General features: G+C 37.2%; 11 protein-coding genes. 8 read left to right on the top strand and 3 right to left on the bottom strand.

Going from position 1 to position 16,705, the window contains the following annotated elements:
• Positions 1-66: 66 nt before the first annotated feature.
• Both ACKTTZ_RS09140 and ACKTTZ_RS09135 read right to left on the bottom strand, forming a co-directional pair.
• Complete coding sequence (locus tag ACKTTZ_RS09140) at positions 67-1,626, bottom strand: G-D-S-L family lipolytic protein (protein WP_407848461.1); 1,560 nt, start codon at positions 1,624-1,626, stop codon at positions 67-69.
• A 12-nt stretch (positions 1,627-1,638) separates the two neighbouring features.
• The gene (locus tag ACKTTZ_RS09135; protein WP_407848459.1) at positions 1,639-2,877 is read right to left on the bottom strand and encodes an OmpP1/FadL family transporter; all 1,239 of its coding nucleotides are present in this window, start codon (positions 2,875-2,877) and stop codon (positions 1,639-1,641) included.
• A 456-nt stretch (positions 2,878-3,333) separates the two neighbouring features.
• Between ACKTTZ_RS09135 and ACKTTZ_RS09130 the strand changes: the two genes are divergently transcribed.
• From ACKTTZ_RS09130 to ACKTTZ_RS09105, 6 genes are all read left to right on the top strand, one after another.
• Entirely contained in the window at positions 3,334-4,743 is a 1,410-nt protein-coding gene (locus ACKTTZ_RS09130; RefSeq protein WP_253315935.1) for a regulatory iron-sulfur-containing complex subunit RicT, read from the top strand.
• Complete coding sequence (locus tag ACKTTZ_RS09125; RefSeq protein WP_034691774.1) at positions 4,736-5,200, top strand: gliding motility lipoprotein GldH; 465 nt, start codon at positions 4,736-4,738, stop codon at positions 5,198-5,200. The genes ACKTTZ_RS09130 and ACKTTZ_RS09125 overlap by 8 nt, the downstream gene beginning before the upstream one ends.
• 6 nt (positions 5,201-5,206) lie before the next feature.
• Positions 5,207-7,585: a transglycosylase domain-containing protein gene (locus tag ACKTTZ_RS09120; protein ID WP_034691777.1), complete on the top strand. Its 2,379-nt coding sequence runs from the start codon at positions 5,207-5,209 to the stop codon at positions 7,583-7,585.
• A gap of 75 nt (positions 7,586-7,660) precedes the next feature.
• Entirely contained in the window at positions 7,661-9,202 is a 1,542-nt protein-coding gene (locus tag ACKTTZ_RS09115) for a protein adenylyltransferase SelO (protein ID WP_407848456.1), read from the top strand.
• Positions 9,203-9,288: 86 nt separating this feature from the next.
• Positions 9,289-10,104, top strand: a complete 816-nt coding sequence (locus ACKTTZ_RS09110) for a T9SS type A sorting domain-containing protein (protein ID WP_407848454.1) — start codon at positions 9,289-9,291, stop codon at positions 10,102-10,104.
• Between the two features lie 74 nt (positions 10,105-10,178).
• Positions 10,179-11,456, top strand: a complete 1,278-nt coding sequence (locus tag ACKTTZ_RS09105; RefSeq protein ID WP_407848452.1) for a DUF6080 domain-containing protein — start codon at positions 10,179-10,181, stop codon at positions 11,454-11,456.
• Between the two features lie 54 nt (positions 11,457-11,510).
• Here the strand turns inward: ACKTTZ_RS09105 and ACKTTZ_RS09100 are convergent, their stop codons facing one another.
• Positions 11,511-12,068, bottom strand: a complete 558-nt coding sequence (locus ACKTTZ_RS09100; RefSeq protein ID WP_034691785.1) for an SPOR domain-containing protein — start codon at positions 12,066-12,068, stop codon at positions 11,511-11,513.
• 184 nt (positions 12,069-12,252) lie between these two features.
• Between ACKTTZ_RS09100 and ACKTTZ_RS09095 the strand changes: the two genes are divergently transcribed.
• A complete protein-coding gene (locus ACKTTZ_RS09095) occupies positions 12,253-13,611 on the top strand; it encodes a c-type cytochrome (protein WP_047426932.1) in 1,359 nt (452 codons plus the stop codon).
• A gap of 23 nt (positions 13,612-13,634) precedes the next feature.
• Positions 13,635-16,694, top strand: a complete 3,060-nt coding sequence (locus tag ACKTTZ_RS09090; protein WP_034691789.1) for a TAT-variant-translocated molybdopterin oxidoreductase — start codon at positions 13,635-13,637, stop codon at positions 16,692-16,694.
• Positions 16,695-16,705: the final 11 nt, after the last annotated feature.

The raw sequence follows: 16,705 nt of genomic DNA, 5'->3' as shown, positions 1-16,705 counted from the left end.
TTGCAAATTTAAAAAAAAACCACAAGATTTACTCTTGTGGTTTCTAAGTTTTTATTTTATCAATTATTAAGGGAATTTAACTCCTGAATATTTGTTCGGATCTACCTGTGGAAGTGTAGACTTATATTTAGCATTGATAGACTTGATAAATTCATTAGCAACAATACCGTATCCACGTCCTGTAAGGTGAACTCCATCCAGAGAGAAAGCTCCTCCTGTTACAAATTTCGCAGTATATTTTACTCCGTCATAAGAAATCCCGGATTGTCCATTCAGTTCCAACATTTTAGTACCAGCATCTACAAATGCTAACCCATAAGAATCAGCAAGCGATTTGATAGAGGTATTATATGCAGTTGTTGCTGTTTTCACATAGCCGGCTTCTGTTTTTGTTAATACATGCTGGTTTTGTAATGGATAAGAAATTCCATAAATATTTACCGGAGGCGGAACTCCAGCCGCAGTACTTCCAATTACAGAGCTTGTTGTAAGCAAAATATAATCATCTGCAGTCGCCTGTCTTGCCTGGCCAAAGATCTGACCAAAAGCAGCAGCTGTCGGCGCTCCCAAAGAAGGAGTTAAAGCAGCGGTAAGCTGAGCAGATAAATCTGTCAAAGCAACATCTTTAATTAAAACAGGGTTTGGACCTGTAGCAGAAAGTAAATTAATTCTATCCCCAGCTCCAAAAGCAGTAAGAGCTTGCTTCAAAGGACCATATAAACTCGTATTAAGAGTTGTCAGGTTTGAACCTAAAAGAGCAGGCGTCAAAGGGTTATAAGGTACCGTAGTAAAGAAAGGAACTGAAGTAACAGAAGGAATATTAGCAATAACCCCTTTTGTTGTCCCTACACTTTTAAGACCATCTAAAACTGCCTTAATAGATCCAGCTACTAATGCAGGATCTGAGATATCATTAGATTTATACGTTGTAGGATTCGTATTTCCTGTCTGAACTGTAGCTGCTGTATAAGTGGTAACACCTCCTACAGTCTGAGAGTTTGTTCCTCCATTGGTAGCGTATGACAAAACATCATTATTTCCTATCCAAAGAGAGAAAAACGTTGCTTTCTGAGCCATAGCATCCGCCAATACACTTGTAGTAGCAGAAGAAGCAAACCTTACAAAATAAGGATTAGCTGTACCCATTGCAAGACCTGCCTGGCTGCCGTATCCAGGAGCGACTAAGTGGAATGACTTTGCACCAGGAACCCCCATATTATTATAAGTACCTCCGCCAGATAATACATCCAACGCAGCTGCTGCCCCACTTGGCACAGGAGCTAAAGATCCATTAACAACCTGAAGAGTTAATTTTCCTGGGAAACCCGGAAGATTGTTAAACCCACCTACGTCATTAGGCATTAAAGGTTGTTTAAAGTCTCCTCCACCTGCCAATTTCATCTGTGCAGCGATCATACTTGGATAAGATTCATTCTGGCCACTGCTGTAAAGCGCACCATCACGATATCCTGAAGTAAGAGAGTTTCCTAATGAGATATATTTTGAAAAGTCCGCCTCTCCTTTTGTTACCGGGATATCTTTCACATCCGTATCGAAATCCGTATTACAGCTTACTGTAAAAAGAAGTGCAGAAACTGCAATTGTCGATATTATAATTTTTTTCATAGTCTTCTAAAATTAAAATGGATTATAAGATAAACCTAGACCTAAGTAGAATGCTGTTGCTTTTGACTGTCCGTAGAAACCTAAGTTAGCATTATCTACATTTCTGTATTGAGGCATTGCATATCCTCCGGCAATATCCACTCCGAATTGTTTCAGCTTGATACCTATCCCTCCTGTTACAACATAAGTGTCATATGAAGGTGTTTCCGGAATAAAGTTATTTGTAGTATATGGTGCTTCATCATAATAAGCTCCTAAACGTCCATAGATCATATTGGTGAATGCATATTGAGTTCCCAATCTGAATGTTTTGGAGTTTCTGAAATTTTTAGGGCTTGTAAGAATAGTAGGATCCGATGGATTGTTTCCAATAGGAGCATTATCGAAATCTAAAGTAAGTTTGCTGTATCTCTCCCATCCATGATAGTTAAAGTCTGCAGAAACCTGCCATTTCGGTGTCACTTTATAAGTTAAACCAATGGTGTATTCTTCCACCAACGGAAGTGTTGCAGAGAACCCATCCTGTCCGGCAGCATTTAATTTCAACTGGTTATAGATAGATTGAGAAGGGAACTGGAAAGTAGCTGTACCGTTTTTAGCTTTCATATCTATTGCTGAACGGTAAGCGATACTTACATCCAATTTCGGATCAGGTCTGAAGTAGAAACCGAAACCATATCCGTGTCCGCTTGCTTTTTTATCATTGATATTTACTTGTCCTCCAAATTGCGTAACTGCTTTATCCCAGTCTACAACTCCTTTTGCATAGATATAGCTGGCACCAAAAGATACCCATGGAGCTAGTTTTACAGAAACCATTGGCTGGAAGTAGAAACTTTTAAGTTCTAATTTCTGAACCATTTCTTTGCCTTCCCAGTCATTCGGCCACTTAATTGTACTTCCAAAAGGCGTTGTTACACTTAGACCTACGGTAAGCTTTTCTATCGGTCTATAAGTAATTGCGGCATAGAAAGGAGTTCCTACAGGGTTATCTGTTTCTGTACTTTGTAAAGTATTGAAGTTTTGAAAAGTAACCTTGTTACTTGCTGCAAACCCTCCTGCCACTACACTCAGTTTGGAAGGGATAAATGACATACCCGCCGGGTTAAAGAATGTCACACTCGCGTCTTCGGCATGAGCACTAGTATGCGCCATTGCCAATTGTTTTACCCCTTGCAGGGAAACTCTAAAGCCACCTGCGTAAGATAGAACTCCCGCCAATAAAGCAGTTGATACTAATATTTTTTTCATAGACTATTATTATATAAGCCAAATATAAAATTATTTTGAATACATCTGTTAATATTTGCTAATATTTTAAACAATATCCTAAAAGAAAACTATGTTTAAAATAATAACTCAAAGGAAATAAACCACAAAATAATCATTATGAAATATTTAAAGAGATTAAAAAACCAAAAATCATCTATTGTTTAATTTTAAACAAATGTTTAACATTAAGTCATAACAACCTCAAAGAACACAAACAGGAAAGTAAAATGATAATAAATGTTAAATTAAACAGAGTTGGAATAAAAAGATTAAATTAAAAAAATCTATGCCCTTTACATCCTTAATAGCAGCTCTTAACGATCATTCTGACTCAAAACAGGAAAATGTTTTATCTCCAATTCAGGTTATTTAAGTATTTTAGAATCGCATAAAGATAAAAATACATAAATTTGCAGATTATAAATAATAGAAAATATGAGTTGTGGATGTAAAACATCCGGCGATTCTGCACATTCTTGCGGCCCTAAAAAAACCGCAAATGGCTGTGAAAATGTAAATACCTGCGGGAATAGTTATAAATTAAGTGTTTTTGACTGGCTTTCTAACATCAACAATCCGGCACCAAACAGGTGTGATTTTGTTGAAGTTAGATTTAAAAATGACAGAAAATCGTTTTATAAGAATGTAAATAATATCCCTTTACATATAGGTAGCGTAATTACAGTAGAATCAAGTCCGGGACACGATGTAGGCGTAGTAAGCCTTACGGGAGAATTAGTAAAGATTCAGATGAAAAAGAAAAAGTTTTCTGAAGAATCGGCACTCAAAATATACAGACAAGCCAACCAAAAAGATCTTGAGGTATGGCAGGAAGCAAGAAAAAAAGAAGATGGCGTAAAGCTTGAAGCAAGAAAAATTGCCCAGAGATTAGGCCTTGAAATGAAAGTTACAGACGTGGAATATCAGGGTGACTCCTCAAAAATCACCTTTTATTACACTGCTGAGAACCGAGTGGATTTCAGACAACTAATCAAAGATTACGCTGGAGCTTTCCGTACTAAAATCGACATGAAACAAATCGGTTTCAGACAGGAAGCTGCCAAAGTAGGTGGAATCGGATCTTGCGGACGTGAACTTTGCTGCTCTACATGGCTTACAGACTTCAGATCTGTAAACACCAATGTTGCAAGATATCAACAGCTGAGTATCAATCCTCAGAAACTGGCAGGGCAATGCGGTAAGCTTAAATGTTGTCTTAACTATGAGCTTGACAGTTATCTGGATGCATTAAGCAACTTCCCTTCTTCTTCAACTACTTTGGAAACAGAGAAAGGAAAAGCATTCTGTATTAAAATCGACGTTTTCAAAAAGAAAATGTGGTTTGCTTATGTAGACAGTTCAATTGCATGGTATGATTTTGACATTGACCTTGTTAAAAAATTGATTTCAAAGAATAAAAGAGGAGAAAAAACACTTCCTCTTGAAGACCTGAAACAACCGGAAGCCTCTACTCACACGATCGATTTGATTCAGGAAAACAATGTGGATCGTTTCGAAAAGAAAAACAGAGGAAACAACCGAAACAGAAACAACCAGAGCAACCAGAATAAGCAAAATAACAACCAGCAAAATCAGGGTCAGGGCCAAGGACAAAAAAGAAACAGACCGGAAAGGCAAGAGAGGCCGGAAAGATCTGAAAAAACCGAAAACCCGAATGCTCAATCTGCAAATCAGCCTAAACCTCAAAAGCAGCACCCACAGCAAAAAGCCCCTGTGGAAAAAGCAGTGAATAATTCTGACGCTGATAAAAAGCCACAGAGCAACAATCCGAACAAGAAAAAATTCAAAAAGAAATATCCTCCAAAAAAAGATAACAATGCATAAAATTTTAGGATTACTTTCACTTATCCTTTTCTTTAGCTGCAACTCTTCCTCAGGAGGAGATGTCATCATGAATTCCGTTGATAACAAATGGAATAAGAAAAGTGAACAAAAATTTAATCTTGAAGTTTCAGATCCGCAGAATCCTAAAAATATTATATTTGTCGTAAGAAATAACAACACTTATCCTTACAGCAATATAAGGTTTATAGTGAATTTCACCAATCTCCAGAACAAAAAAAAGGAAACAGACACCTTGAATTATGTTCTGGCTAAACCAAACGGAGAATGGCTTGGTACAGGGTTTGGTGATACGAAGGAAACTTTGTTTCAGTATAAAGTAAATTACCAGTTTCCGGGAAAAGGGAAATATGAAATCAGTCTTACTCAGGCGATGAGAAATGACAACCTTCAGGGAATTGAGGATATTGGGGTAAAAATAGAAACGGCTAAACCGTAACCATAAATGGAAGAAAACAAAAAAAATGCAGGAAATAAGGGGAAAACATTTCCTCTGCCTCCCAAGAAAAAGAAAGATACCTCCTGGAGAAAATGGGTTTCGTTTATTTGGATCGGACTCATTGCGGTAGTTCTGGGAATTTCAGGGCTTTTCTTTTCGGTTTCTCAAGGATTCCTTGGGGAAATGCCTGATGTAAAAGAACTTGAAAACCCGGATATCTTTGTTGCTTCTGAAATCATTTCTTCAGACGGAGTAACTTTGGGTAAATTCGAAAAAGAAAAGACTCAGCCAATCGTTTATAAAGACCTTCCTCCTTATCTTATTTATGCTCTACAGGCTAAAGAAGATGAGCGTTTTAAAGAACACTCAGGAATCGATTTATACTCTGTTGCCAGAGCCGTTGCATATGGTGGTGGACGTGGTGGAGGTTCTACCATTACCCAACAGCTTGCCAAACTTCTTTTCACAGGAAATGCTTCTCAGAATAAAGTTCAGAGAGCATTCCAGAAACTGAAAGAATGGGTAGTAGCAGTAAGTCTTGAGAAAAGATACACCAAAGAAGAGATTATCACTCTTTATTTCAACAAATTTGACTTCCTTTTCAACGCTAATGGTATTGAAATGGCTTCCAGAGTTTACTTTAACAAGAAAACATCTGAACTTACATTACCAGAAGCTGCAACATTTGTAGCAATGCTTGAAAACCCAAGAAAAAACAATCCTTACAGATATCCTGAAAAGGCTAAAGAAAGAAGGAATGTCGTATTAGATCAAATGCAGAAAACCGGATATATTGATGCTGCAACGTACGAAAAAGCAGCCAGTACTCCGATTGAAGTAGACTTCCACCCTATCAAGAGTATTACTGATGGATATTCTGCTTATTACAAGTTCTATCTGAGAAAAGAGATTGACAAATATCTTGAAGCTCATGAAAAAGAAACCGGTAAAAAACTTAACCTTTACAAGGACGGTTTAAAAATATATGTTACTCTTGATTCTAAAATGCAGAAATATGCTGAAGAATCAATCAAAGAGCACTTAACAGATCTTCAGAAGAGATTTGATGCAGAACAGAGAGGAAGAAAGAACAGACCTTTCTACTATCTTAATGATAAACAAATCAAAGATGTAATGGTTCAGGCGATGAAAAGAACCGGCCGTTATAAATTGCTGAAAGCTGACGGAATGCCTGAGGATTCTATTATGATGGAGTTCAAAAAACCTATCAAAACTTCACGATTCACATGGGCCGGAGAAGAAGAGGTGGAAATGTCTCCATGGGATTCTATCAGATACCACAAACAAATTGCACAGGCAGGTTTAATGTCTATGGTTCCAGGAACCGGAGAAATCAAAGCTTGGGTAGGTGGTATAGACTGGCAGCACTTCCAATATGACCATATCAAACAAGGTAAGAGACAGGTAGGATCTACATTCAAGCCTTTCGTATATGCTACTGCTATTATGAAACTGGGAATGACACCTTGTTCGGCTGTTTCTAACGGAACTTACGATCATAACGGATGGCATGTACCGGGAAGAGGCGGAATGCTTACTTTAAAAGATGCATTGGCACACTCTCAAAACCCTGTTGCTGCAAGACTTATTGAAATGACAGGAGTAGATGCTGTAATCCAGACAGCAAGAGATCTGGGAGTAACAGAAGATATTCCAAGAAACAATACTATCGCTTTAGGTTCATCAGACATCACTATTTACGAAATGCTAGGTGCATACAGTACTTTCGCCAACTATGGTAACTATAACAAACCAGAGATGATCTGGAGAATTGAAGATGCCAACGGTAGAGTAATCAAAGAAGTAAACGTAGAGCCGAAAGAAGTAATGAACCCAATGTATGCCTACACCATGATTGAACTTATGAAAGGTGTTGCACAATACGGAACTGCTTCCGGAGAATTAGGAAGAAGAGGAATTTCAAAAGCTGTGGAAATTGCTGCTAAAACAGGAACAACTCAGAATAACTCCGATGGATGGTTTATGGGAATCACACCAAAACTGGCAACCGGAGCATGGGTTGGATGGGAAGACAGAGCAACCCACTTCTTTGGAACAGGTGAAGGTCAGGGTGCGAGAATGGCACTACCGATCTGGGCAATTTTCATGAAGAAAGTATGGGCTGATAAGAGCTTAGGAGTAACTCCTGATGACAAGTTTGTCAAGCCTTCAGACTGGAAAGACGGATGTTCTAACCTTAAAGGATTAAGCGGAGGATATGGAGATGACGGAAGTCTTCAGACGATCGATGAGATCAAAAATCCAAGACCGGCAGATCCAACTCCTAAAAAACCAACAGAAAAGAAAGAGGACAACATCAATGAAAACCTTCATTCTAATGATGAAGTAGATTTCAATAAATAAATTCTCTTTTAGAAATACATAAGACCTTTCAATAATTTGAAAGGTCTTTTCTTTTATAATTAATACCTTTGAAGGATGAATATCGAACGTATCAGACAGCCATTTATTGAAACTTTTCCCGGTGATTTTTCAAACAACCCTATGCAGAGAAACACTCCAAAGGTTTTATTTGCCACCAGTAAACCTGCAGGCTTTGATAAACCTGAACTGATTGCTTTTAACGAAGCCTTATCAGAGGAAATAGGCCTGGGAAAATATGAAGATAAAGACCTGAACTTCCTGGTTGGAAATAACCTTCCGGAAAACGTTCGAACCTATGCCACAGCTTATGCAGGACATCAGTTCGGAAACTGGGCAGGACAGCTTGGAGATGGAAGAGCCATCCTTGCAGGTGAAATTACCAATGAGGCAGGAAAAAAGACCGAAATCCAATGGAAAGGAGCCGGAGCAACTCCATACTCAAGACATGCAGACGGAAGAGCAGTATTAAGATCTTCTGTACGCGAATATCTTATGAGTGAGGCTATGTATCACTTAAATATTCCTACAACAAGAGCGCTTAGCCTGGCTTTTACAGGTGAAGATGTAATGCGTGATATCATGTATAACGGAAATCCAAAATTAGAAAAAGGAGCAGTAGTTATCAGAACTGCTGAAAGTTTCTTACGTTTCGGACATTTCGAACTGATGTCTGCCCAAAGAGAATACGACAATCTTCAGGAGCTTGCCGACTTTACCATTGAAAACTATTATCCGGAAATTACTGCGACCGACAGTAAGAAATACAGAGACTTCTTTGAAAATATATGTACCCGAACTGCTAACTTAATGGTTGAATGGTTCAGAGTAGGCTTTGTACATGGAGTGATGAATACAGATAACATGTCAATTCTCGGATTAACTATCGATTATGGACCCTATTCCATGATGGACGAATATGATTTGAATTTCACACCCAATACAACAGACCTTCCGGGAAGAAGATATGCATTCGGAAAACAGGGACAAATTGCCCAGTGGAATCTTTGGCAGCTTGCTAATGCTCTCCATCCGTTAATCAAGGATGAAAAGTTTTTAGAAGATACTTTAAATAATTTTGGAACTTATTTTTGGGAAGCTCATGACCAGATGCTCTGTAAAAAGTTCGGTTTTGATCAGCTTCAAAAAGATGATGAAGAATTTTTCACCAACTGGCAAAGTCTTATGCAAGAACTTCAGTTGGATTATACCTTGTTTTTCAATCAACTGAAAAAAATAACCCAAGACACAAACATATCAGAACATTTTAAAGATGTGTCTTATATTATTCTGAATGAAGAAAAGCTGGAAAAGCTAAATAGTTTTATCAAAAGCTATGAAGCCAGAAAAGCTTTAAACTCCATTTCGGAACAAGACTCTTTAGCCATGATGGAAAAAGCAAATCCAACATTCATACTCCGAAATTATCTTCTCTACGAATGTATTGAAGAGATCAGCAATGGCAAAAAAGAGATGCTGGAAAAGCTCATTAAAGCGCTCGAAAATCCATATCAGGAAATATACCCCGAGTTCTCCGCCAAAAGACCGTCTGGATACGATGACACTGCCGGATGTTCCACACTTTCATGCAGTTCGTAATTAACAAATATTCATAAAAAATTAAAAAACATGTAATTATTTTCATTTTTTTATTACATTTACTAACAACTTTAAACGTAAACCAAATGAAAACAAAATTACTATTCATTTTCCTAATCTCTTTTGTATTTGGAAATGCACAGATTCTCACAGAGACTTTTCAGGGTACGACATTTCCTCCAACAGGATGGACAACCGGAACAAATGTGGCTTCAAGACCTTGGGGATTTACCACTATCATATTTAATGCATCCGGACAAGCAACATTTAATATCAATGGTGGAAAATCTGCCGCTATAGGATGGATTGCAGAAGCGCAGGATGCTCATTTAACAAGTCCTTCTTTCAGTTTAGTAGGGACAACGAGTCCAGTCCTAAAGTTCAATGCTAAAATTGGATACGAATACATGGTTGATCCAAATCCTAATGGAGATTTAAAAGTAGAGGTATCCACAGATGGAGGAACTACCTGGAATCAGGTATGGGTTGAAGAAAACTATGGAGTATATACTGATTATGAAACACTAGCGATTACCGTGAGCTTAGCCTCATATGCAGGGCTGGCCAATGTTAAATTCAGATTCCATTATGTAGCCAATGATGCAGATAGCCTTTCGATAGATGATGTACAGGTTTTAGCAAGTGCTACATTAGCTACTCAGGAAGCCAATGCTAAAGTAAAAGACTTTACAAACATTTATCCAAACCCTACAAAAGGAGAAATCAATATTAAAACAGATAAAAAAATCAAATCTGCTACAGTAATTGATGCAAGCGGAAAATCTCTGCTCAACAATACTTCAGAAAGATTGGATATTTCTTCACTTCCAAAAGGAGTTTATCTATTAAAAGTAGATTTCTCTGACGGAACTTCCAAAACCGAGAAAGTAATCAAACAATAACAACGTTTATACAAACTTTTATAACCACCAATTTTGGTGGTTTTTTTATTTTACTTTTGCAAAAAATTTGACCCGTGTCTTTTATCAAAACAAAAATTATCAATTTTCTTAAACTGGTTTTCCCTTCCACTTATACAGAGTTGGCAGTATTTCTGTTTTTCATAGTCTGTTATGGAATTTTAGGATCTTATATTGCCCTTCATTACAGGATTATTTTTGACAGCAGGATTCCGTGGGATGCTTACTTCAGTTTCGACAACAAATCAATCCTTATGACAGGAGGTAGTTTTGAAAGACATCCTCTATCCTACTATTTTTTTAACTGGATAAGAGAATTCTCGTTATTTATTTCAGGAGGAAAAATGGATGCCAACTTCAGACTTACGTTGGCATGGCTCAGTAATATTATCATTACATTAAATATTATTCAGGTATTTAAATATTTAAAAAACATCATTCACCTTCCTTTATGGCTAAGCCTTTTAATCATTCTGTTCTTTGGAGCTTTTTCCACTAATATTATCTTGTCTTTTACTCCGGAGAACTTTACCTACACCTTATTTTTACTCTCGTTATACAATTACTATGCGGCAATAAAACTAAGGAAAGAAGAAAAAATACCTGCTACTGCTTTATCACTGGCTGGGATTACTATCGGAGGACTTACCATTACAAATATTGTAAAGGTTTTCATTCCTCTTATTTTTGAGAAGGGCATTTTTACAAACTTGAAAAAATTCGGAAATGCAGTTCTAAGAGTGGCAATAGCTATTATCTGTTTTGTACTGCTTTATCTAAACAGAATTGATTTTAAATATCAGAATATCTTTTCAAAAACAAATCAACAGTATGAAAAATTCTCGAATGTAGAATCAATGCCAACATGGGATATGATTCTCTCCTTCTTTTTCGGAGGCAATATTCTTTTCCCCGGATTTATTATGTCTGACAAGCATAATATGAAAGGATTTAATTTCAAAGGGCTTTACATGGATCTTTACTCATCGCCTCTTCCCTACTTTTTTATTGCAATATTATTAATCCTGATAAGTTGGAGTTATTTTAAAAACTTTAAAAACAAGTGGGTTCAGGTTATCGTCATTTCATTTTTAGTTGACATCATTATCCATTGTGTGATGAGGTTTGGCCTTCACACCTCCTATATCTATGGAGGACATTTTGTCTTTGTATATCCTCTTCTTTTAGGATGGCTCTTTTTTGCCTACAGATCTTCACCAAAAATGATGTCGTTTTTAACATTCACAATGGTTATATTGTTTATCTATCTGATCATCAATAACATCTTCAGAATGACAGAATTTTTCTGGTTTATGGAAAATTATTATCAATAAAAAAAGCTGAGAAAATTTCTCAGCTTTTTGTTTTTATGTTGAAATAAATACTTCTTATTTTGCTTCTGCACAGAAAATTCTATACTGTACTGCTACTGCAGATTTAAAGTATTCTCTGATTTTGGAAAGATCACTGGCAGCACTTTGTTTTGTGAAATAACTTCCAGCTAAAATTTTATAATTAGGTCTTAAAGAAGCATCCGTCTCCACTTTCAGATTCGGGAATCTTTTTCTGAAATAAGATTTCACCTCATTAGCCTCCTCATTACTTTTCACAGTTGTAATCTGGATTTTGAACCCTAAAATTCTAGGATTTTTCTTACAGATTTCTGCATTGGTAAGTTCTCTGCTCGGCACAAAGATCTTAGGGGGTTTTGTATTGATTCCTGTAGAAATTCCACTATCATTATTACTGAAATCTTTAGGAGAATTTGTTGGAGCAACTTTCGCACACTTTCCTTCAATTCCTTCCAAAGCAGCATTTATTTTGGAATCCATTGTCATGACCAGTTCTGTTCCCGACAGGGTATCCTTTTTAACAACTTGCTGTGCTTCAATATTATAAAATCCAAATAATGATAATATCGAAAATATTTTGATTAGATTTCTCATTTAAACTTGTTTCCGCAAATTTATACAAATTAAAAAACTATACCAAACTGGTTATTTAGAATCAATACAAATTAAACGTAAATGATATTTTCCCTTTTCGATATACCGTTAAATTCCTGTTAAAAATATTATTTTTGCGGAATTGATTGAATGTTCAATAATTTACTAACATAAGATAATTTAAATGATTAGTTGGAGAAAGCATTATAAAAAAACGTTGATCGCAATAGGCTTATTGCTATCAACCAGTGCTTCATTTTACGGGCAAGACGGCGATCCTAAAAACGGAGAGAAACTTTTCAAAGCGAATTGTACTGCATGTCACGCGCTGGACAAACAAGTTGTAGGACCACCATTAAAAGGGGTTGTAGAACGTGTAAAGACAGAAGGTGGTGTAGACAAAGATTGGCTTCACAAGTGGATCAAAGACAACAAAGCTCTAAGAGCTTCTGGGGATAAATACGCCAATGAGATTTTTGAAAAGTTTAACAAGACTGAAATGCAGGTCTTTCCAAATCTTACAGATAAGGATATTGACGACATTTTAGCTTTCACAACTAACCCTCCTGCTCCGGAGGAGAAAAAACCGGAAGCAACTCCTGCAACTGACGCTACTGCGGCAGCTCCTGCAGACAAAACTACTACAAACGTTGTAATCATTTCACTTTTAGCGATCGCAGGTTTACTGGTTTGGATCTTGGTAAAACTAAGACAATTGGTAAAACTGGGTCAGTCTGAAGATTTAGCGGGACTTAATGAAACAAGAGTTCGTTCTTTCAGTGAAATGTATGAGAAGTTCCACTTCATTGGTAAAGGTTTATTAGCAATCCTTGCTATTTTAGCCGCTTACGGAGTATGGAACTGGTTAATGTGGATTGGGGTTTACAAAGGGTACAAACCTGAGCAACCTATCTACTTCTCTCACAAAATCCACGCTGGAGAACAAAAAATTGACTGTCAGTTATGTCACTCTAGTGCTAAATACGGAAAAGTATCTGAGATTCCTTCTATGAACGTTTGTATGAACTGTCACAGAACAATTTCTGAATACAACGCAGATCACTACATGGAACCAGGAAAAGACAAGGCATTCTATGACGGAGAAATCCAGAAGATCTATGCTGCAACAGGTTGGGATCCTGCAAAACAACAGTACACAGGAAAAACACAGCCGGTTGAATGGACAAGAATCCACAACATGCCAGACTTCGTTTACTTCAACCACTCTCAGCACGTAATTGCTGGAGAACAAGCGATCATCAATTCTTTCAACAAAAAGAATCCTAACAACAAAATTGATGTAGTATGTAAAGCTTGTCACGGTAAAATTGATACAATGAATGTTGTTCAGATGGCAAACGACTTTACTATGGGATGGTGTATCGAGTGCCACAGAACGACTGAAGTTGATATGAACAACGGTTATAATAAAGAGTACTTCAAAAATCTACATGACAAGTTGAAAAAACAATATCCACAAGATGGAGGTAAGATCACTGTAGATGCAATTGGAGGTCTTGAGTGTGGTAAATGTCATTATTAATAACTAAAAAATTAGAAGTATAAATGGCTTCAAACAAAATACAATTCAGAAGTATTCATGAACTTAAAGATCCAGCTTTGAATAATAAGCTGGCTCAGAAAGAGTTTCAGGAAGAAATTCCGGTAGAAGATTTCCTTGGAGATGCTGAGAAAAACGGATCAAGTACTTCAAGAAGAGATTTCCTTAAATTACTAGGATTCTCTACAGCAGCAGTTACTTTAGCTGCCTGCGAAGCTCCAGTAATCAAAACGATTCCTTATGTGGTAAAGCCGCATGACATTATTCCAGGAATCCCTAATTATTACGCTTCAACCTATTTTGACGGTTTCGACTTTGCTAGTGTTTTAGTAAAAACCCGTGAAGGTAGACCTATCAAAATTGAACCAAACCCGGCTGGTGGTGATTTAGGTAAAACTAACGCAAGAGCTCAGGCAAGTGTACTTTCTCTTTATGATAACGATAAAGTAAAGCAGCCTAAACTAGACGGCAAAGATGAAACTTTCGATAAAGTAGACAGTTTCGTTATCAAAGGTTTGGAAGAAGCTAAAGCATCAGGCAAAAAGATTGTGGTTTTATCACACTCTTTTGCTTCACCAACTTTCAAAAAGTTATTCGCTGAATTCAAAGCTAAATATCCTACAGCTGAATTAGTAACTTATGATGCTTTCCCTTACTCTGCAGGATTAGATGCAGCACAGGAAGTATTCGGACAAAGAGCATTACCTGTTTATGACCTTAACGGTTCTGAATTGGTAGTTTCTTTCCAGGCTGATTTCTTAGGAGATTATAATGCTTCAAGCTTAGAGACTTCTTATGCAGCAGCTAGAAAACCAGGAGCAAGCATGTTGAGACACATTCAGGTGGAGTCTAACATGTCTTTAACTGGAGCTAACGCTGACTCAAGATACAGATTAAAACCAAGTGCTGTAAACAAAACGTTAGTGGAAGTTTACAATGCAATCGTAGGTGGCGGTACTACTGATAAGACTGCAACTGAAATTGCTAACGAATTGAAAGCAAAAGGAAGCAAAGCTGTTGTTTTCGCTGACGGTTCTAAAGGAGCACAGGTTTTAGCACACTTAATCAACCAAAAATTAGGTTCAGTAGCTTTCACAGGTAAGGCAAACTTCCTTAAAGAATTCAACGGTGCTAAATACCAGGAATTCTTAGGATGGGTAAACGGTGGACAAGTTGGTGTATTAATTACAAACAACGTAGACCCTATCTACTCTCATCCAAAAGGAGAAGATTTCAAAAAATCTTTATCAAAAGTTCCTTACGTAGTTGCTGTAGCAGATAAGAAAAATGAAATGTACAAAGCAGCGAAAGCTGTAATTCCGGTAGCTAACTGGTTAGAGTCTTGGGGAGATATCGAACCACAGACTGGAGTATATTCATTAATGCAGCCTACAATCCAGAAAATCTACAAATCAAGACAGATTGAAGAGTCTCTATTGGTTTGGAAGAATGGTAAAAACAATGCAGCAAACAACTACTACGATTATTTAAAAGCAAGCTCTGCTTCTCTTTTAGGTGGTACTTCTTTCAACAAAGCATTGTATAACGGTATCAACGCTTCTACGAATGCAACTTCTCTTGCTTATGCAGGTGGAAATGCTGCTCAGGCTGTTGCTGAACTAGGAAACTTTAAAGCTTCTGAATTAGAATTAGTATTATACACTAAGACTTCAATGGGAGATGGTACTCAGGCAAACAACCCTTGGTTACAAGAGTTACCAGACCCAATCACAAGAATGTCTTGGGATAACTACCTTACAATTTCTCCTAAAGATGCAGAGAAATTTGCAATTGACAACGATCTTAACGCGAGAATGCAGCTAGATGGTTCTATTGTAAACCTTACTGTAAACGGAGTTAAAATAGAAAACGTTCCTGTATTCGTACAACCAGGACAAGCTGAAGGATCTGTAGGTCTTGCACTTGGTTATGGTAAGAAAAACTCAGGAGCAACTGCTGATACTGGTGTAAATGCTTATCCTTTATTTGACGGTTCTAACCTTGTTCTTTCAGGTGTTAAAATTGAAAAAACAGGAGAAGATCACGAGTTCGCAGGTATCCAGCTTCAAAATACATTAATGGGTCGTTATGAAATCGCGAAGGAAGTTCCTTTAGCTGAATTCATTAACGTTGCTTTTGATGATGAGCACAAAGGATGGAACAAGCCTTTGGAATACCACACGATCAGCGGAGCACTTCCAGCGAGAAAAATCGACCTTTGGGATGCTTTTGATGATACTGATGGTCCTCACTTTAACTTATCTATTGACTTGAACTCTTGTACTGGTTGTGGAGCATGTATCATTGCTTGTCAGGCAGAAAACAACGTTCCTGTAGTAGGTAAAGAAGAAGTAAGAATGTCTAGAGATATGTACTGGTTAAGAATTGACCGTTACTACTCTTCAAGACAAAAAGTAGAAGTTTACGAAGGATTGAAAGAAGGAATGGCTGTACCAGAATTGTACGGTACTGCTTTCGGAGACGGAGGTGCATTAAACCACCCTGCAGACAACCCGGATGTAATTTTCCAACCAGTAATGTGTCAGCACTGTAACCACGCTCCATGTGAAACTGTATGTCCGGTAGCGGCTACTTCACACGGTAAGCAAGGTCAAAACCATATGGCTTACAACAGATGTATCGGTACCAGATATTGTGCAAACAACTGTCCGTACAAAGTAAGACGTTTCAACTGGTTTACTTATAACCTAAATGACAAGTTCGATTTCAACATGAACAACGATTTAGGAAGAATGGTACTTAACCCGGATGTAGTTGTAAGAACTAGAGGGGTAATGGAGAAATGTTCAATGTGTATCCAAATGACTCAGAATACTATTCTTGAGGCTAAGAAAGAAGGAAGAAGAGTGAAGGATGGAGAATTCCAGACTGCTTGTTCTAAAGCTTGTTCTACTGGAGCAATGACATTTGGAGACATGAATGATAAAGATTCTTCAATTAGAGAGCAATATGCATCTAACAGAAGATATTATTTACTAGAGGAGATCGGAACAAAACCAAACGTGTTCTATCACACTAAAGTAAGAAACAGAGTAGAAAAATAAAGTTTAAATAA

Source organism: Chryseobacterium sp. KCF3-3, from assembly GCF_045865955.1.
In the GTDB taxonomy this organism is placed as follows: domain Bacteria; phylum Bacteroidota; class Bacteroidia; order Flavobacteriales; family Weeksellaceae; genus Chryseobacterium.
The sequence above is the reverse complement of the archived record's forward strand: the minus strand, read 5'-3'. Positions and strand labels throughout refer to the sequence as shown.

Coding starts and splice junctions, on each gene's coding strand:
- ACKTTZ_RS09125 (WP_034691774.1), top strand. CDS start 4,736: ATGCATAAAATTTTAGGATTACTTTCACTTATCCTTTTCTTTAGCTGC.
- ACKTTZ_RS09115 (WP_407848456.1), top strand. CDS start 7,661: ATGAATATCGAACGTATCAGACAGCCATTTATTGAAACTTTTCCCGGT.
- ACKTTZ_RS09135 (WP_407848459.1), bottom strand. CDS start 2,877: ATGAAAAAAATATTAGTATCAACTGCTTTATTGGCGGGAGTTCTATCT.
- ACKTTZ_RS09090 (WP_034691789.1), top strand. CDS start 13,635: ATGGCTTCAAACAAAATACAATTCAGAAGTATTCATGAACTTAAAGAT.
- ACKTTZ_RS09095 (WP_047426932.1), top strand. CDS start 12,253: ATGATTAGTTGGAGAAAGCATTATAAAAAAACGTTGATCGCAATAGGC.
- ACKTTZ_RS09110 (WP_407848454.1), top strand. CDS start 9,289: ATGAAAACAAAATTACTATTCATTTTCCTAATCTCTTTTGTATTTGGA.
- ACKTTZ_RS09100 (WP_034691785.1), bottom strand. CDS start 12,068: ATGAGAAATCTAATCAAAATATTTTCGATATTATCATTATTTGGATTT.
- ACKTTZ_RS09130 (WP_253315935.1), top strand. CDS start 3,334: ATGAGTTGTGGATGTAAAACATCCGGCGATTCTGCACATTCTTGCGGC.
- ACKTTZ_RS09120 (WP_034691777.1), top strand. CDS start 5,207: ATGGAAGAAAACAAAAAAAATGCAGGAAATAAGGGGAAAACATTTCCT.
- ACKTTZ_RS09140 (WP_407848461.1), bottom strand. CDS start 1,626: ATGAAAAAAATTATAATATCGACAATTGCAGTTTCTGCACTTCTTTTT.